We start from the raw sequence: 17,115 nt of genomic DNA on the forward strand, positions 1-17,115 counted from the left end.
GGTATTTCGAGTGGGAGGCGAACATGAGCGGGCCTTACGGACCGAACGATCCGAATCGGCAATGGGGTCCTGGTGATCAGCAGCAGCCGAACGAGCAGCAGTGGGGGCAGAATCCTCAGCAGCCGGGCGGTCAGCAGCAGCCTGGTCAGCAGCCCGGCCAGCAGCAGCCGTGGGGTCAGTCTGGTCAAACACCGCAGCCCGGTCAACAACCCGGCCAGCAACAGCCGTGGGGACAACCTGCCTACGGCCAGCCCGGGCAGCCTGGTGGTCAGCCTGCGTACGGTCAGCCGCAGCAACCTGGACAAGGACAACCCGGCCAGCAACAGCCGTGGGGACAACCCCAGCAGCAGCCTCCCGCTCAGCCGTGGGGTCAGCCCGGGCAACAGCAGGCACCTGACGCAACCCAGGCCTGGGGTCAGCCGCCTGCTGCCGCACCTCAGCAGGCATGGGGCGCCGCCGCTCCCGGCCAAGCGCCGGGACAGCAGAATCAGTGGAACCAGGCTCAGCCGTTCCCGAGTCCCGGTGCGCCCGGAAACCAGTCGGGTAAGTCGAAGAAGCCTTTGATCTTCGGTGCGATCGGTGTTCTCGTCGTTCTTGCTGCTGTCGTGGTGGCCCTGGTGTTCGGTGTCTTCGGCAAGAACACACTCGATCAGAGCGCGGCTCAGGCCGGCGTCGAAAAGATCGTCACCGAGTCCTACGGGGCAAAGAACGTGAGCAACGTTCAGTGCCCCGCGGACCAGGAAGTCAAGTCAGGCAACAAGTTCACCTGCACGCTTTCGATCGCGGGTGTGAAGTCGAACGTGACTGTGACGTTTGTCGACGACAACGGCACGTACGAGGTCAGCCGCCCGAGCTGACGCTCTATTGGTCGGAACGGCCTGCCGCCGCAGCCGCGAGCGCGGCGGCAAGCCGTCCGGCCGAGCGCTCGATGTTCAGCGAGGCCGCTACTTCCTCGAAGCGTGCGGGATCGACGGGGGCCGCCGGGAGTTGGTCGTCCTTCGAGAACTGAACGTCCGCGTCGCGAACCACTCGTACTACCGGCAACGCAGCATCAAGGTAAGCGATGGCCTCTGGTGAGGTGAGTTTTGCGCGAATTCCCTTGGCCATGTCGGATTCCGGATCAGCTGCGGCCGCGCGAAGTCCGGCCAACGAGCCGTAGCGCAGCATCAGCGTCGACGCAGTCTTCTCACCGACACCCTTGATGCCGGGTAGACCGTCGGAGGCGTCTCCGCGCAGTACCGCGAGTTCGGCGTATGCCTCGCCCGCACGATCACCGGGTACTCCGTACTTCTCGGCAACCTCGACCGGTCCGAAGAGTTCTGCCTTGGACAAGCCACGGCCCACGTAGAGGACACGAACGGGCACGTACTCGTCGGTGACGACCTGCAGAAGGTCTCGGTCACCACTGACGACGACGGTGAGATCTTCGCGCTCGGTGGCGGCAAGCGTTCCCAGCACGTCGTCGGCTTCGAGTCCGACGGCACCCGCTGTCGCGATTCCTGCTGCTGCGAGCACGTCCATGATCATGTCGACCTGAGGCGTCAACGTGTCCGGAACTTCTTCGGACGAACCGTCAGAGCCTTCTTCGACGCGATGCGCTTTGTACGTCGGGACCGCATCGACGCGGAACTGCGGTCGCCAATCCAAGTCCAGGCACACCGCGAGACGACTCGGCTGGTGTTTGGTGATCAGGGAAGCCACCATGTCGGTGAAACCGCGCACGGCATTGACAGGTCTTCCGTCGGGGTCGACGAATGACTCGGGCAGCGCGTAGAACGCACGAAACCACAGGCTGGCACCGTCGAGGAGAAGCAATGGCCCACTCATGGTCACCATCCTGCCAGTCGGCACTAACCTGTAAGCCATGACGTCTCCAGCCGAACAGGATTCCCGATTCTCCAGCGCCGTGTACGGCGCACGTATCGCTCGCGCCGCGGAGTTGGCTCGATCAGCAGGACTCGACGGTCTGGTGGTGACTCCAGGCCCGGATCTGCGGTACCTGACGGGTTCTCGGGCCGACTCGTTCGAGCGCTTGACCGCGTTGGTCATCGCTGCGGACACGGCGAAGGCGTCTGTCGTGCTTCCTCGCTTGGAGTTGGCGTCGTTGAAGGAATCGGCGGTGGGCGATCTCGGGCTGACCGTCCTCGACTGGGTCGACGGTGTCGACCCGTATGCGATTGTGGCGGCGCAACTCCCGACCGGCGCCAAGGTTGCGGTGACGGATGCGATGCCTGCATTGCACCTGATCCCGCTCGCAGACACCTTGGGCGCGTTGCCGATCCTCGCTACCGGCGTATTGCGTGAATTGCGGATGGTCAAGGACGACGCCGAGATCGAGGCGTTGCGACGGGCCGGTGCGGCGATCGACCGTGTTCACGCCCGCATGGCCGAGTTCTTGATCGTCGGCCGTACGGAAGCCGAAGTGGGCGAGGCAATTTCGGAGGCGATTCTCGAAGAGGGGCACACCGAGGCCGCGTTTGTGATCGTCGGATCAGGCCCGCACGGCGCCGATCCGCATCACGAGGTTTCGGACCGGGTGATCGAGAGCGGCGATATCGTGGTGATCGACATCGGCGGACCGGTCGAGCCCGGCTACAACTCGGATTCCACCCGCACGTACAGCATGGGGCAGCCGTCCGCCGAGGTATCAGCGCAGTTCGCGGTACTCGAAGCGGCACAGCAGGCTGCCGTCGATTCGGTGCGGCCAGGAGTATCCGCAGAATCCGTCGACGTTGCCGCCCGCGAAGTGCTTGCCGCACAAGGTCTTGCGGAGGTCTTCGTTCACCGCACCGGTCACGGTATCGGGCTGTCCGTGCACGAGGAGCCGTACATCGTCGAGGGCAACACCATCGAACTCGTCGAAGGTATGGCCTTCAGCATCGAACCGGGAATCTACTTCCGCGGCAGTTGGGGTGTCCGTATCGAGGACATCGTCGTCGTGACCGCGGACGGTTGCGAGTCGTTCAACAACCGTCCGCACGGCCTGACTGTCCTCGGCTGATCAGCTTTCCTTGAACGCCGCGGACCCGAGGATGCGGGTGACGTCGATTTCGATGACCACGCGCGCTGGGTTGACCCGTGGCTGGCGGTACCGCTCGGCATAGCGCCGAACGGCGTCGGCCACCGAGTCCTCGTCGGCGAGCACGCGTGCCGGCCCTTCGAGCGTGAGCCAGCGACCACCGTCGACCGAACTGACTGCGGCGTATCCGCCACGCGCTGCGTTTATCGCCTTCTGTGAACCACCGCTGGTGATCACGCGCGCCTTTCCGGCTTCCTGGTCCCAGGTGAACCCGACGGCCACGACGTGTGGGGTGCCGTTCGGACGCAACGTCGTGAGTGTCGCGAGGTGGTATTCACCGACGAACTTCAGCCCGTCTTCGGTGAGAGTCTGCTGTGCCGACGGCGTGGTGGAGGGGGTGAGCGTCATGCCACGACGGTAATCCAGGACACTGGAGCGGTGACTGCGGGTGCGAACGTGAATGACATCGAGACGGTACTGCTCCTCGGCGGACGAAGTGAGATCGGCCTCGAGATCGCGGTCAGGCTCGCGCCGGGCCGCAACATCGTTCTGGCTGCCAGACGCAGCGGCGAGCTGTCGGAGCAGGAGCAGATGCTCAGGAACGCCGGAGCGGTCGGCGTCTCCACCGTCGAGTTCGACGCCGACGCCGTCGACACGCACGGAGACCTCCTGGAGGCCGTAGTCGCCGAGCACGGTCGGATTTCGGTTGCAGTGCTGGCCTTCGGAATTCTCGGCGATCAGGCGCGTGCCGAAACCGACGCGGCGCATGCGGTCGCGGTGGTGCACACCGACTACGTGGCGCAGATCAGCATCCTCACGCACCTCGCGGAGATCATGCGCCGACAGGGAACCGGAAAGATCGTGGTGTTCTCGTCCGTCGCCGGCGTTCGGGTTCGCCGCGCCAACTACGTCTACGGGAGCGCAAAGGCCGGCTTGGACGGTTTTGCCAGCGGTCTGGGCGACGCGCTGCACGGTTCGGGCGTGCAGTTGATGCTGGTACGGCCAGGGTTCGTCATCGGGAAGATGACCGAGGGAATGTCGCCTGCCCCGATGTCGAGCACTCCGTCGCAGGTCGCCGACGCCGTCGTACGGGGACTGAACTCCGGGGCGACTCGGGTGTGGGTTCCGCGAATTCTGCAGCCGGTGTTCTTCGTCATGCGGCTTCTGCCTCAGACGATCTGGCGCCGGATGCCGCGATGACCGCACACCCGGTGGTGATCGTCGGCATCGGCGCCGACGGCTGGGAAGGGCTGTCCGAGAGCGCGCAGGGTGCAATCCTCGGTGCGGAGGTCCTGATGGGGTCGCCGCGCCAGCTGGACTTGGTCCCGGCGGCACATCTCGGGGCACGGCGTGCGCCCACCAGGCTCACCTGGCCGTCTCCGATGATTCCGGCGTTGCCGTCGATGTTCGCCGAGAACGCGGACCGCAAAGTATGTGTGCTCGCCAGCGGTGACCCGATGTTCCACGGCCTCGGCGTCACGTTGGTCCGGCTGCTCGGCGCGGACAACGTGCGAGTGATCTCGCACCCGTCGTCGGTGGCGTTGGCGAGCGCGCGAATGGGATGGGCATCGGCCGAGGTCGACATCGTGAGCCTGGTGAACCGAGACTCGGCGACCGTCTTGGCGGCAGTGGTCGATGGCGCGCGCCTCTTGGTTCTGAGCAACGGGCGCTCGACACCGGGGGAGGTGGCACGTCTGTTGGCCGGCGCGGGCTTCGGACGATCGACTCTGACTGTACTGGCCCAGCTGGGCGGGGCCGAGGAATCGCGGACCGTCACGGTGGCGGACGAGTGGGATCACGCGGACGAGGACGTGGACGCGTTGAACGTTCTGGCCGTCGAGTGCATCTCGGTCGATCATCCGTTGCGGCTGACTCGAATCCCGGGTCTACCGGATGCTGCGTTTGTCGGCGACGGTCAGATGACCAAGCAGGAGATCCGCGCATTGACGTTGTGTGCACTCGCACCGGCGCCGGGAGAACACCTCTGGGACGTCGGCGGAGGGTCGGGCACCGTCGCCATCGAGTGGATGAGAACCCACCCGCGTTGCACTGCAACAGCATTCGAGAAAGTGGCGAGCCGGGTATCGCAGATCGGTGCCAATGCACTCAATCTCGGCGTGCCTGCGTTGGCAGTGAAAGGGACCGCGCCCGAGGCGTTTGCGGAAGAGGTTCGGCGTCCCGATGCGGTGTTCGTCGGCGGCGGCGTCACGCAACCGGGAATGCTCGAAGCGTGCTGGGAGCAGTTGAGCGTGGGCGGGCGTCTGGTTGCCAACGCCGTGACCGCCGAGTCCGAATCGTTGCTGCTCGGCTGGATGAGTCGCCAGGGTGGGACGCTGCGACGCTTTCAGGTGCAGCGCGCCGAGCCTTTGGGCGCGTTCAACGTTTGGCGACCGCAACTTCCGGTGGTCCAATGGTCCGTCACAAAAAGTCAGCCGTCTGCAGGCGCAGGCACAGATACGCCGGAGGAATCCACACAATGACCGTTCATTTCATCGGTGCGGGTCCCGGTGCGGCAGATCTGATCACTGTCCGCGCGCAACGCATCATCGCTGCGAGCCCTGTGTGCTTGTACGCCGGCAGCCTTGTCCCGGCGGAGTTGCTCGAGTGGTGCCCGGTCGGGGCGCAGGTCGTGGACACTGCTCGCCTGAGCCTGGACGAGATCACCGCGATCCTTGTCGAAGCGCATTCGGCCGGGCTGGACATCGCGCGTCTGCATTCCGGTGATCCGTCGATCTTCAGCGCGGTAGCCGAGCAGGCTCGTCGCCTGGACGCCGCGGGTGTCGATTTCGACATGATTCCCGGTGTTCCTGCATTTACCGCGGCCGCCGCAGCGCTGAGGCGTGAGCTGACCGTCCCAGGCGTCTCGCAGACCATTGTTCTCACCCGAGTCTCCACCTTGTCGACGGCAATGCCGGAGGGCGAGGATCTGCGGTCCCTGGGCCGCAGCGGCGCAACGATGGTGGTTCACCTCGGCGCTCATCGCATCGAACAGATCGCATCCGAGTTGGCCGACAATTACGGCGAGGACTGCCCGGTGGCGGTCGTCGCCTTCGCCTCGCGGCCCGAGGAGATCGTTGTTCGAGGCACTTTGAAGACGATCGTCGAACTTGTTCATGCAGCCGGCATCACGAAGACGGCCGTTGTGATCGTGGGCCGAGTGTTGACTGCTGAAGGATTCCCGGACAGCTATCTCTACTCGGCGGCGCGTGAGAGAAGCACACACTGACCCCGACGGGTACTCGTCGTCGCGTGCTCTTGCTCGGCGGCACGGGTGAAGGTCGAGTGATCGCTTCTCGGTTGGCCGATTCAGCCGACCTCGAAGTTGTCACATCGCTGGCCGGCCGGGTTCGTGATCCTCGATGGCCGGAGGGGGAAGTGCGCATCGGTGGGTTCGGGGGAGCCGACGGGCTCTCGGAGTGGTTGTCGGCCAACGATATTCGTGCAGTGCTGGACGCCACACATCCGTTTGCCGCTCGCATCACCAAAAATGCATTCGACGCGTGCCGCGCAAATTCCGTTCCGTACGCCATGTATCGACGCCCCCCGTGGCGCGAGCAACCCGGCGACACCTGGCTTCCGGTACGCGATCTCGATCACGCCGCAGAATTGGTGCCGACGATCGGCTCACGCGCTTTTCTGACGATCGGGAGGCAAGGAGTTTCGGCGTTCGACCGCGTGAAGAACGTCTCGTTTCTCGTGCGTTCCATCGATCCGCCTTCAGGGACATTGCCGCCTCATTCGCAATTGCTGCTCGCACGTGGCCCATTCGACGTCGAAGCGGAAGTCGATCTGATGAGAACTCACGGCGTCGACGTCGTGATCACCAAGAACAGTGGCGGCGAGCAGACGTACGCAAAGATCGCCGCCGCCAGGCAATTGTCGATCCCGGTGATCGTCGTCGAACGACCACCGATCCCGGCGACCGCTCCGGCATTCGACACCGAAGCCGGGGCGGTGGACTGGCTCACGGCTTTCGGTAGTGGAACGGCGCTGTGAGGCCGACATCGCGTTCGCTTCAGGTTCGTCTAAGGTTCCGTGACCATACTGGAGGGATGTTGGGATCTTTCGACGCCGCACTGCGGGACCGCGCATGAGAGTGTCGGTTCCCGGAATGAGCCGTCGAAAACCATCGGGAATTCACGTGCGGACGCTCCATGCGCGCGTGAAATTGCTGACTGCAGGCCTGGTGGCGATCGCGGTGATCGTGTCGGCGTCGGCGGTGTACATCGTGTTCAACGCGTATTTGCAAGGCAACGTCGATCGACAACTCGAGCGCACGAGTGACGCGATCACCGACACCGTCAATTTCGGCGGTGTCACACCGGTTCTGGGATTGACGGCCGGCGCGGATACAGCGGTCATCCAGGCGGTGGGGCTTCTCACTGCCGACGGCGCATTGGTGACGGCGACTCCCGGTCTGCCGCCGTTCAGCACCAGCGCAGACGCCATCAGGTCGATCGCAGACGGCAATTCGTCGCAGACGATCGCAACCGTCGATGCGTATCGAATTCTTGTCGAGCCCTCGGTTGCGGGCCAAACTTTGGTTGTCGCCCAATCCTTGGGGCCGACCCGTTCGGTCCTCAAGCGACTCGCAGTGGTGTTGGCGGCACTCGGGGCGGCCGGTATCGCACTCGCTTACGCGGCCGGAGATGCTGTGGCACGCACAGGATTACGGCCAATTGCGCGACTCACTGCGGCAACGCGGCGGGTTGCCGAAACGGATGATCTTGCGCCGATTCCGGTGACCGGCGACGACGAGTTGGCGTCGTTGACAGTCAGTTTCAATCGGATGCTCGGGACGTTGTCGGAATCGCGGGCGCGCCAGAGAAGTCTGATCACCGAAGCGGGCCAGGACCTTCTGGCTCCGTTGACTGCACTTCGCACCAATATCGAGTTGTTGATGTCTTTCGATACCAAGTCCGGCGCGATTTCCGAGGCAGATGCAACGCAGTTGCGTGAGGAAATCACGGACCAGATGATGGAGTTGACGCTCCTCGTCGGAGAGTTGGTGGACCGTGCGCGGGTTGACGAAAGCACGTTGGGGAGAGGAGATTCCCTCTAAATCGGACGTCTGACCAGCGCCTTTGTTGCATTCGTAATTGAAGCAATGGAAGGAGCGCTGGTAATGTGGGGCAATTGTGAAGTTTTTGGGTATAGCTGGAGTGTGGCGCGAACCGTGGGGTTTGCTGGGCGGGGGCCTTTGGAGGACGAGAGGGATTCAGTGGTCAAGCAAGCACGCGCCGAGCTGACTCGGCAGCAAATCGTTGCCGGCGCGGCCGCGCAGTTCGAGAAGACTGGTTACGGCAGCACCAGCATGGCCGACATAGTCTCGGGGGCCGGTACTACCAAGGGCGCGTTGTACTTCCATTTCGCGTCGAAGGACGAGCTCGCGCAATTCATCATTGCCGAACAGCATCGGCTCTCGATCGAATCGGTGCAGGCGATTTCCGCGACGGGCAAGGACCCGTTGGAACAGATGATCATGCTCACGCACGAAATGGCACGTCAGATTGTCGACGAGCCGATCGTTCGCGCGGGCATTCGCCTGACGCTGGAACTGAGCACGTACGAGGGGCCGGTGGAACCGTACGCCGAATGGATCTCGGCAATCACGGATCTCACCGCCAGAGCTCAGGCGGAAGGTGAAATCCGAAAATCGGTCAGCGCAGAATCGTTCGGCAGGTTCATGCCCTCGGCATTCACCGGGGTACAGCTGGTTTCGAACGTTCTCACTCGACGCTCGGACCTTCCGGATCGTGTCGACGAGATGTGGCAGATCCTGCTTCCGGGAATCGTCAGCGACGAACTTTCCGGTGACATCGAGCGCCTCGTCAAGTCGCGGTGGACTCCGGCGGCGGCGTAGCCTGCGGGACATGGCCGTCACGCGGATAGTTTCGGATCTGTCGAGTAGTTCGCTCGAGGCCGCGCAGCGCTTCTACACCGAAGTGCTGGGCCTCGAAGTTGTCATGGATCACGGGTGGATCGTGACGTTGGCTTCGCCGACGGATCCGTCCTCGCAGATCAGCGTCATGACGCACGACGCGCATGCGCCCGTCGTGCCGGACGTCTCCGTCGAGGTGGACGATCTCGATGCGGCGTACGAGGCCGCAGTGCAACGCGGCGACACGATCGTCTATCCCGTCACCGAGGAGCCGTGGGGTGTGCGCAGGTTCTTCGCTGCCGACCCCGACGGTCACGTGATCAACATCCTCAGCCACCGACGCGAGCAGTGATGGCGTCCGGCCCGGGCGGACTGACGTACCTCGAGGTGGGCGCAACGTCAGGCGTTCTCCCCGCTGGCTATCACCACGTTCACGAGAGCGCGACCGTCGGATCCGGACGTGAAGATTTCGAGGTCGCAGCTCGTACCGTCCTGGAATGGGGAATGCACCGCGGAGCCGGTCTGACCGTCCGTACGGCAGCCCCGACCGCGGTGGCAGGTCAGGATGCGACTTTCGGACTCGGCCCGGTGGCTATCCCGGTTCGGATCGTCTATGTCGTCGACGACGCCAATCGCAAGGGCTTCGCGTACGGAACCCGCGCAGGCCACCCCGAATGCGGGGAGGAATTGTTTGTCGTCCAGTTCGACGAGACCAGCCAAGCGGTTCGTATCGAGATCGTCGCATTCTCCAAGCCTGGAACGTGGTGGGTACGTCTCGGCGCTCCGATCGGACGTCGAGTTCAGGCGTTTGTGACGCGCCGCTACATCCGTGCCGTCCGCGCGAGCGTCGACCGATCGCGGGTATGACCGCGGTCGGGCGCGCTGGAAAAATGATTGGACGAGCTTCGGTTCGGGTTGATAGCTTGTGCGAGACCGTGACAACACGCCAGGAGGTGAGACCCATGAACGCTGTAACCATGTGGGTGCTCCCACTCGTGTTCACGGATCGGCGATTGACGTAGGTGTCGCCGGGAGCGCCTCGAGTAGGCATCCCGAAAGGTAACACCATGCAATCCAATTCTCAGACCATCGAATTCACTTCCGAGACGACGTTGAACGGGGTCGTCGAACGCCATTTCATTCTGGACGACATCACCGGTGTGCTCTGGTCACCCGCGTCCGGATCGGTCGAATCACCCCTTCTGCTGTCCGGGCACTCCGGCGGCATGCACAAGAAGGCACCAGGACTGGTTGCCAGCGCACTCCACAGTGTGAGCTCTCACGGGTTCACAGTCGCCGCGATCGACGCGCCCGGACACGGCGACCGGCCGCGGAACACACAGGACGAACAGTGGGTCGAGGCGATCCACCAGGCTAGGGCGGCCCACGAGCCGATCGCCCCGATCGTCGTCGAGTACAACCGATCGTTGGCGGAGCGTGCAGTGCCGGAATGGCAGGCGACCATCGACGCTCTGCAAACACTGCCCGACGTCGACGCCGACGCTCCGATCGGCTTCGGCGGCGTGTCGCTAGGGGTCGTGACCGGGCTGATGTTGGCCCCGGTCGAATCCAGGATCGCTGCCGTGAGCTTCGGGGGAGTTTTTGTGGACGACTCCCTCATCGAAGCGGCACGAAAGCTCACGGTCCCGGTCGAGTACCGGATCCCTTGGGACGACAAGGATTACGACCGCACGTCAGGGGTGGCGTTGTTCGATGCCTTCGGCTCGAAGGAGAAGACGCTGCACGCCTACTCGGGCAGGCACTATCCCGTGCCCGACTACGAGCAAGACAGTTCGGCTCGGTTCTTCGCCCGCCACCTCGGCGGGAGCGGTGGCGCTCCTGTGAGCTGACGTGAACACGTATCGGCGTCCGGCCTGTGTCGGACGCCGATGCGATTTCGATCCTTCGCTCGCCGGTAGCCGTCCAGCTTGGCCATTTTTACTGAGGCGCGCGAGGGTGCGCGCTAGCATGGCCCTCGACCGGGGGTGCTTACAGCTCGAGGTGCAGTGCCCGTGGAATAAGGGGCCAGAGTGTTCGATAGCGACGAGTGGTCCTTACGGTCCGCCGGGCGGAACGACCTTGTTCGTGATCCAGTTCGATACTTCGATCTCGTCGAGGATTGTCCGGAGAACTTCGGTGGCTAATGCTCGTGATGTGCCGAGTATCCGGTCAATACCGAACACCGAACAAGACTGGAAACTCTTCTCGCGTCCGAACTGAGGCGACGACATGTGTTTCAACCGCGCATGTCCAGCCATGCGTCGACTACCCGTCCGATACCTGACCCGGGGGCGGTATTTGAGTGGGCCGATATCGCACGGCGACTGCACCCGACTGGAACTCGTGGCGATCGACGAGTTCGAGTCGGATGCGCTCGTGCAGACCGGCGAGCAACGTCGGTCCGTGTCCGGCAAGGACCGGTTGCACAACGAACTCGTACTCGTCGATCAGTCCCAGGTCTGCCAATGCCAGGGGGAGTGTCACGCCGCCAACCCACAGGCCTTCGCCGGGCTGCTCCTTGAGTCGCTGAACTGCTGGCCCCAAGTCGCCTTGCACGAGTTCGGCATTCCAATCGACCCCGCTCAGCGTGTTCGACACGACGTACTTCTTCGCCCGGTCCATTGCCTCGGCGAACGGGATCTCCCACTCGTCCATCCAGTCAGGCCACGCGCCCGTTGCAGGCTTCCGCCACGCCGACTCCATCATCTCGTAGGTCACCCGGCCGAACAGCAAAGCATCGGCGCGTTCCATCTGAGCGGTCCAGTAGCGCATCGACTCCTCGTCGGGTGGGAGCCCCGCCTCGTGATGGCAGCAGCCGTCGAGGGTGACGTTGATCGAGTATCGAAGTGGTCTCATCTCGTTGTTCTCCCCTGATACGCGCAGAGTGACAGCACCGGACCGTACTCAGACTACTGCCGGGCCGTCGGTGTAGATCAGGTTCGGGACCTGGAGTCACGCGGGGGTCGACCGAACAGCAACCAGACGAGCGCACCGAGTACAGGCACCGCGATCACCAGTGCCGACCACCAGAATTTGCCGCCCGAGCGGTCGAAGTCGGTGCGCACGATCGCCACGAGCGCGCTAATCGTGATGAAGATCCAGGCAAGAACGAAGACGGTGAAGGTGATGTCCACCCAAAGCGGAATGGTGGGGTTGTGGATCGATTCGTTCACGCTTACAAATCCCTTTCAACCGCTGTGACTTGATTGGAACAACACGCTCCAGCGCTTGGGCTTAGTGCGAGATCGACCTTCCCTCGGTACCCCGTCGATCACGCGGACGCGAGACGTTCGGAGATCAACGCGTTGAGGGAAACCCCTTCCTCGGCGGCGGCGCGTGCCAGCTTGCGGTGCAAAGTCGGGGTGATCCGGACCTGGAACTTGCCCGAATATCCGCGCTCGCTCAGCGGTTCGGGGATCCGCTCACCTGTCTCTGCCATGTCCGCGAGCGTCTCGGCCACCGCTGTACGGATGCCGTCGAGGGCGGCTGCTTGAGTATCCGCGAGCCACGACAGGCCAGGGAACTCCGTGCAGGTTCCCAGGAACTCTCCGTCGGGTTCGTACCACTCGACTCGGTATGTGTAGTGCTCCACTGCGGGGATCACCGCGATTCTCCTTCCATGCGTTCGATTGCTGCCAGAACTTGCCCTACCTGGTACTGCTTGGCCTTACCGCCCGAACCCTTTTGAATGTTGATGCGTGGTCCCGGCCACGGCGTCTGGAACTTGGCGTGAGACCCGGCGTTCTGCCTGGCCTGACCGAAGACATCGATGCAGAGTGCGAACAGTTCGTCGTAGGTGACGTTCTGCGGCGCGGTCCGCATTTGCGCGAGCAGCTTGTCTCTCTTCCCCATGCAATATTGATACTGCATCTAGTATCACCGTGGGTCAGCGGAGTGCGCAAGGTGTAAGTGCCCACACCGTGCAATTCTCTCTCCCGAGGCGGAGTCGGGAGCTGTTCACGCTTCCAGACCACTTTCGACGACTGTGCCTTGATGAAACAACACGCTCCATCGATTCTCGGTGAACCGCCAGATGGATGATCGCTCGGTAACCCGATGCGCCTGCGCCAGCCGGTACGTCACCAGATACGTGTCAGGCGCGATCCTGCTCAGCGCTGGCCGGTCAACCGTCCACCCGAGTTCGGCGGCGTCGTTCACCTCGCCGCGGAGTCGCCGGCTCGCGACTACCGATTGCACGTAATCGCGGGTGTATCGCGCACCCGAGGCTCCGATCTCCCGGAACTCCGGGTCGACGACCGAATCGAACTCGTCTCGTGACATCGCTACTCGAGTTCGGTGAAACAGAGGTTCGAACTCCATCAACTCGTCGAGGATCGGGCGAAACTCGTACGGGGTCGTCACGACTGCTCCGAGAACTGCGCCCTCATCTCGATACCTATCTCCGCGTGTCGCAGGAGGAAGGCCTTCTCGTCATACCCCTTGCGCCGCAACCAGAGAGTGACCTCGCTGTTGCATTTGCTTGCATTGCACGAGCGGCACGCCGGTGCGATGTTGTCGAGCGTGTAGCGCCCACCGCGGGAGATCGCCAGCACACAGTCACGCTGCGGCGACTCGTCCGGCTCGCCGCAGTACGCGCAGCCACCCCAGGCCGCTTTGAGCGCGGACCACTGCTCCACGGACAAGTCGTGCTCCACCAGATCCATTCGGCGTTTGCGTTTGCGCGCGTATCTGGCTTTCCGGGTCCGGTTGACGGGCATGACGCCATGCTATCGCCGAGTGGTGGTTACTCCGGGTACCGCCGCGGGGTGAACACTTGACGGCCCGAACCGGTTTCGACGACCGTCGTCATCGACGAGCCGACGATCAGCAGCGTCCGCATGTCGATCTCGGAAGGCTCGAGCTCGCCGAGGGTTACGACGCGAACTGATTCCTCGGCGCCGGCAACATCGCGCCCGATGACAACAGGAGTCTCAGGGGAGCGGTGCTCGAGCACGAGGTCTTTCATGGCTTGGACCTGCCACGTCCGGGACTTCGACGCCGGGTTGTAGACCGCAAATGCCATGTCTGCGGCTGCAACTGCCGAGATACGGCGCGCGACGACATCCCACGGCTTGAGGCGATCAGACAACGAGAGCACCGCATAGTCGTGCCCGAGGGGAGCGCCGACGCGACTGGCGACAGCGTTTGCCGCCGTCATACCGGGAAGGATGCGGACCGGGACCCCGCGCCACTGATCTTCGGCGGCAACTTCGAGAACTGCTGCAGCCATGGCGAATACGCCGGGATCTCCCGACGAGACGACAGCTACACGGGCGCCGTTCTTCGCCAGGTCCAACGCCATCGCGGCGCGTTCGGCTTCGACGCGGTTGTCGCTGGAATGGCGCCGCTGGCCCGGACGCGTCGGCACGCGATCGACGTAAGGGCCGTAGCCGACGAGGTCGGTGGCCAACGAAAGCTCATGCGCCACTTCGGGTGTGGTCCAGGCGGTGTCGCCCGGCCCGAGTCCGACCACGACCACCTCGCCGCGGGACTCGGTTGCGGGTCGAGGGTTGTTCGACGGGCTCGGAACGATGGCGATCGAGAAGTACGGAACTCCGTCCGGGTCGACCTCGGCAGCGGATTCGACGCGTTGACGTGTGGTGCTCGCGCGCTCGACGTAGTGCGCTTCATCCAAGCGGCCGGAATCCTCGAGCGATTGCAGGACAGGCGGGAACGTGCGTCCGAGCTTGAGGATGGCAGCGGCGTCGGTTTCCTTGAGCCGCCTGGTCAGCTCGGCCTGCGGCAATGTTCCGGGCAGGATCGTCAGGATTTCTTCACCCTCGACCAGCGGCTTTCCGAGTGCAGCAGATGCCGCGCTGACGGAGGTGACACCGGGAATCACCTCGGCGTCGAAGCGATCGGCCAGCCTCTTGTGCATGTGCATGTAGGAGCTGTAGAAGAGCGGATCGCCGGCCGCGAGCAGGGCAACTGTTCGACCGGCCGCGAGGTGAACTGCCAACCGTTCGGCAGCCGCTTCGTAGAACTCGTCCATCGCGCCCTGGTATCCGCCGGGATGATCAACGGTCTCGGTGGTCACGGGGTAGACGAGGTGTTCTTCGATCTGTCCTTCGCGCATGTACGGCGCTGCAACTCCGCGGGAGATGCTCTTGCCGTGCCTCGCGGAGTGGAACGCAACCACATCGGCCTCGCCGATGACGCGAGCGGCTTTGACGGTCACCAATTCGGGATCGCCGGGGCCGATACCGACACCCCAGAGCTTGCCTGCACTCATTCGACTTCGCTCGCAATCGCATTGACGACGGCGGCGGTGATCGCGCTGCCGCCGCGTCGGCCGCGGAGCACGAGATGATCGATCCCGCTGGCGTGTTCGATGAGGGCTTCCTTCGACTCGGCAGCACCGATGAAGCCGACCGGACCTCCGACGATGGCGGCCGGACGGGGCGCGCCGGCTTCGATGAGGTTCAGGAGATGAAACAGTGCGGTGGGTGCGTTTCCGATCGCGACAACAGCGCCCTCGAGCTTGGCTCCCCACAGTTCGAGAGCAGCTGCCGAACGAGTGTTGTCGATGGTCGACGCCAGCACGGGAACCCGCGGATCTCCGAGGGTGCAGATGACGTCGTTGCCGGCGGGCAGACGCTTGCGCGTGATGCCGGCAGCCACCATCTGGGCGTCGCAGAAGATCGGCGCGCCGTCGCGCAGAGCTGCGCGCGCAGCCGAGACGACACCGGGTGTGAAGGCGACGTCGTCGACGAGATCGACCTGGCCACTTGCATGAATCATGCGCACTACAGCTTGCGAGACATCCGCCGGGAAACGGCTCAGGTCGGCTTCGGCCCGAATGGTGGCAAAGGACTGGCGATAGATTTCCGCGCCGTCACGGATGTACTCGATCATGTGCCACACGATAGAGGCATCACCGATCGGCCGGATTCACCCGGTAACCGTCACCCGTCGCAATCACATCCGCTACGTCCCCGCGGGGACGTCCGCAGCTGCGGTCGCACCCGGCCCAGTGCTGGCGCCCGACGACGGGCAGTTCTGCCTGCTCTACCGCGGTGATGGCGTCGGTGCGCACATCGGCGAGCGACTTCTCGCATCCCGGGCTTCCGGTGCAGGCGGTGACGTCGAGCCACGGTGAGTTCTCGTCGAAGATCAGCCCCATCGGCGCCAACACCCGGACTACCTGCTCGGCAGCCCATTCGTCGAGGTCGAAGATATGCACCGATCGCCACGGCGTCACGACGACGGGCTTGTCGACGGCGGCCAGGAACTCGGCCAGCCGAGCGTCGAGCAGCCCGAATCGCAAGCCTCCGCCCAGGGCTACGGTCCCGTCGCGCTGCTCGAGCCAGCCGATGGTGGGCCGTGCATCCGGCGTGAGGTCCGCGGCACCGGTGGACTCGGCGCTCAGACCCAGCTGCTCGAGGGTGCGTTCGATTCCGTCCGGAACCTCGGCCAGGCGCCAGTGCTTGTCGCGGACGTAGAGGAAGGATCGAGCCGCCTCGAGGAGCAATTCGATGGCGTCGTCCGCCTGGACGCGGTGAGTGGTGTGGTGACCGGCGAGCACCAGTGAATGCTCGGTGGCGCTGCGCGCATGGAGCCCGAAATCGCCCCGTAGCCCGGTGATGTCTCCGCGCCCGTCGTCGAGGGTGAACAGGGTTCGCCCTGGCAGATCCGCCAATGCTTGATCCGCTTGGATCGCCGAATCGAGACGGTGGACCAGTTCACGAATGTCGGCTACGCCCCCGATACGGCCGGACAGTGGGGACGCGAGGATGTTGCGCACTCGCTCGTGCGTCGCGGACGGCAGCAGGCCGGCCGACGCGATTCGCGCTGCGAAAGCTTCGGGATCCGAGACCGAGCGCAGTTGGACGTTGCCCCTCGAGGTGAGTTCCATCTGCCCGTTGCCGAGATCGCGCGCTGCGTCGGCGAGCGTCTGCAATTGGACCGGGGTGAGGAGTCCGCCGGGTAGGCGCACGCGTGCCAGTGCGCCGTCGGCGGCGTGGTGAACTTGCAGTGCACCCGGGCACGCGTCTGGCTGTGAACGGTCCGTGGGCATGGCTCCAGGGTACGACCTGTCATGAGTGCCTTCTGCGGACCGGTAGCATCACCACCACCAGTGACGGCAGTTGAGGAAACCGGTGAAAGTCCGGTGCGGTCGCGCCACTGTGAGTGTTGCTCGAGCGGGACGTGTTTCCGCTCGGAAACACGAGTCAGACCCTCAACCGCCGTCGATGACAGATCTGTGCCACGGGGC

At 64.0% G+C, this 17,115-nt stretch carries 22 protein-coding genes and 1 riboswitch; of the genes, 11 read left to right on the forward strand and 11 right to left on the reverse strand.

What is annotated here, in order from left to right; all coding sequences use genetic code 11:
* The first annotated feature begins 23 nt into the window (after positions 1–23).
* Complete coding sequence (locus tag ABX74_RS29820) at positions 24–857, forward strand: DUF4333 domain-containing protein (protein ID WP_080945669.1); 834 nt, start codon at positions 24–26, stop codon at positions 855–857.
* Between the two features lie 4 nt (positions 858–861).
* Here the strand turns inward: ABX74_RS29820 and ABX74_RS02685 are convergent, their stop codons facing one another.
* Positions 862–1,827 (reverse strand): 5'-3' exonuclease, encoded by a 966-nt coding sequence (locus tag ABX74_RS02685; protein ID WP_047888175.1) that lies wholly within the window; start codon positions 1,825–1,827, stop codon positions 862–864.
* Positions 1,828–1,864: 37 nt separating this feature from the next.
* On the opposite strand from ABX74_RS02685, the gene ABX74_RS02690 reads away from it, so the two are divergent.
* Positions 1,865–3,001: a M24 family metallopeptidase gene (locus tag ABX74_RS02690; RefSeq protein WP_047888148.1), complete on the forward strand. Its 1,137-nt coding sequence runs from the start codon at positions 1,865–1,867 to the stop codon at positions 2,999–3,001.
* On the opposite strand, the gene ABX74_RS02695 is transcribed toward ABX74_RS02690, so the two are convergent.
* Positions 3,002–3,427 carry a PPOX class F420-dependent oxidoreductase gene (locus ABX74_RS02695; RefSeq protein ID WP_019748505.1) on the reverse strand — a complete coding sequence of 142 codons (426 nt, stop codon included), beginning with the start codon at positions 3,425–3,427 and terminating at the stop codon, positions 3,002–3,004. It abuts the gene before it with no gap.
* Positions 3,428–3,457: 30 nt separating this feature from the next.
* On the opposite strand from ABX74_RS02695, the gene ABX74_RS02700 reads away from it, so the two are divergent.
* The 9 genes from ABX74_RS02700 (at position 3,458) to ABX74_RS02740 (ending at position 10,750) form a co-directional block, all read left to right on the forward strand.
* The gene (locus ABX74_RS02700; RefSeq protein WP_020969664.1) at positions 3,458–4,219 is read left to right on the forward strand and encodes an SDR family NAD(P)-dependent oxidoreductase; all 762 of its coding nucleotides are present in this window, start codon (positions 3,458–3,460) and stop codon (positions 4,217–4,219) included.
* A complete protein-coding gene (locus ABX74_RS02705; RefSeq protein WP_047888149.1) occupies positions 4,216–5,499 on the forward strand; it encodes a bifunctional cobalt-precorrin-7 (C(5))-methyltransferase/cobalt-precorrin-6B (C(15))-methyltransferase in 1,284 nt (427 codons plus the stop codon). The genes ABX74_RS02700 and ABX74_RS02705 overlap by 4 nt, the downstream gene beginning before the upstream one ends.
* Positions 5,496–6,245, forward strand: a complete 750-nt coding sequence (gene cobM / locus ABX74_RS02710) for a precorrin-4 C(11)-methyltransferase (protein ID WP_047888150.1) — start codon at positions 5,496–5,498, stop codon at positions 6,243–6,245. The genes ABX74_RS02705 and cobM overlap by 4 nt, the downstream gene beginning before the upstream one ends.
* Before the next feature lie 23 nt (positions 6,246–6,268).
* A complete protein-coding gene (locus ABX74_RS02715) occupies positions 6,269–7,015 on the forward strand; it encodes a cobalt-precorrin-6A reductase (RefSeq protein WP_047888151.1) in 747 nt (248 codons plus the stop codon).
* A gap of 145 nt (positions 7,016–7,160) precedes the next feature.
* Complete coding sequence (locus ABX74_RS02720) at positions 7,161–8,081, forward strand: HAMP domain-containing protein (protein WP_007729850.1); 921 nt, start codon at positions 7,161–7,163, stop codon at positions 8,079–8,081.
* Positions 8,082–8,240: 159 nt separating this feature from the next.
* Complete coding sequence (locus ABX74_RS02725; RefSeq protein WP_019748499.1) at positions 8,241–8,882, forward strand: ScbR family autoregulator-binding transcription factor; 642 nt, start codon at positions 8,241–8,243, stop codon at positions 8,880–8,882.
* Between the two features lie 10 nt (positions 8,883–8,892).
* Positions 8,893–9,252 carry a VOC family protein gene (locus ABX74_RS02730; protein WP_020907798.1) on the forward strand — a complete coding sequence of 120 codons (360 nt, stop codon included), beginning with the start codon at positions 8,893–8,895 and terminating at the stop codon, positions 9,250–9,252.
* Positions 9,252–9,767 carry a DUF1990 domain-containing protein gene (locus tag ABX74_RS02735; protein ID WP_047888152.1) on the forward strand — a complete coding sequence of 172 codons (516 nt, stop codon included), beginning with the start codon at positions 9,252–9,254 and terminating at the stop codon, positions 9,765–9,767. The genes ABX74_RS02730 and ABX74_RS02735 overlap by 1 nt, the downstream gene beginning before the upstream one ends.
* Before the next feature lie 200 nt (positions 9,768–9,967).
* Entirely contained in the window at positions 9,968–10,750 is a 783-nt protein-coding gene (locus ABX74_RS02740; protein WP_047888153.1) for an alpha/beta hydrolase, read from the forward strand.
* A gap of 415 nt (positions 10,751–11,165) precedes the next feature.
* On the opposite strand, the gene ABX74_RS02745 is transcribed toward ABX74_RS02740, so the two are convergent.
* From ABX74_RS02745 to cobG, 9 genes are all read right to left on the reverse strand, one after another.
* Positions 11,166–11,756, reverse strand: a complete 591-nt coding sequence (locus ABX74_RS02745) for a dihydrofolate reductase family protein (protein ID WP_047888154.1) — start codon at positions 11,754–11,756, stop codon at positions 11,166–11,168.
* 77 nt (positions 11,757–11,833) lie between these two features.
* Entirely contained in the window at positions 11,834–12,073 is a 240-nt protein-coding gene (locus ABX74_RS02750) for a PLDc N-terminal domain-containing protein (protein ID WP_020907792.1), read from the reverse strand.
* Between the two features lie 98 nt (positions 12,074–12,171).
* Positions 12,172–12,504, reverse strand: coding sequence for a type II toxin-antitoxin system HicB family antitoxin (locus tag ABX74_RS02755; RefSeq protein WP_223257807.1), 333 nt, complete (start codon positions 12,502–12,504; stop codon positions 12,172–12,174).
* Positions 12,501–12,752 carry a hypothetical protein gene (locus tag ABX74_RS02760; protein ID WP_172932870.1) on the reverse strand — a complete coding sequence of 84 codons (252 nt, stop codon included), beginning with the start codon at positions 12,750–12,752 and terminating at the stop codon, positions 12,501–12,503. Before ABX74_RS02760 ends, ABX74_RS02755 begins: the two co-directional genes overlap by 4 nt.
* A gap of 105 nt (positions 12,753–12,857) precedes the next feature.
* On the reverse strand, positions 12,858–13,262 hold the full coding sequence (locus ABX74_RS02765) for a hypothetical protein (protein ID WP_047888157.1): 405 nt from the start codon (positions 13,260–13,262) through the stop codon (positions 12,858–12,860).
* Positions 13,259–13,618, reverse strand: a complete 360-nt coding sequence (locus ABX74_RS02770) for an HNH endonuclease (protein ID WP_078377497.1) — start codon at positions 13,616–13,618, stop codon at positions 13,259–13,261. The genes ABX74_RS02765 and ABX74_RS02770 overlap by 4 nt, the downstream gene beginning before the upstream one ends.
* A gap of 26 nt (positions 13,619–13,644) precedes the next feature.
* A complete protein-coding gene (cobJ, locus tag ABX74_RS02775) occupies positions 13,645–15,132 on the reverse strand; it encodes a precorrin-3B C(17)-methyltransferase (protein WP_029255380.1) in 1,488 nt (495 codons plus the stop codon).
* The gene (locus tag ABX74_RS02780; RefSeq protein WP_007729839.1) at positions 15,129–15,755 is read right to left on the reverse strand and encodes a precorrin-8X methylmutase; all 627 of its coding nucleotides are present in this window, start codon (positions 15,753–15,755) and stop codon (positions 15,129–15,131) included. Before ABX74_RS02780 ends, cobJ begins: the two co-directional genes overlap by 4 nt.
* Positions 15,756–15,774: 19 nt before the next feature.
* Positions 15,775–16,917 (reverse strand): precorrin-3B synthase, encoded by a 1,143-nt coding sequence (gene cobG, locus ABX74_RS02785; RefSeq protein WP_047888158.1) that lies wholly within the window; start codon positions 16,915–16,917, stop codon positions 15,775–15,777.
* Positions 16,918–16,991: 74 nt separating this feature from the next.
* Positions 16,992–17,077: riboswitch (cobalamin riboswitch) on the forward strand.
* The last annotated feature ends 38 nt before the right edge of the window (positions 17,078–17,115 follow it).

The sequence above is a fragment of the Rhodococcus sp. ARP2 genome (assembly GCF_001029585.1).
Classification (GTDB): domain Bacteria; phylum Actinomycetota; class Actinomycetes; order Mycobacteriales; family Mycobacteriaceae; genus Rhodococcus_F; species Rhodococcus_F erythropolis.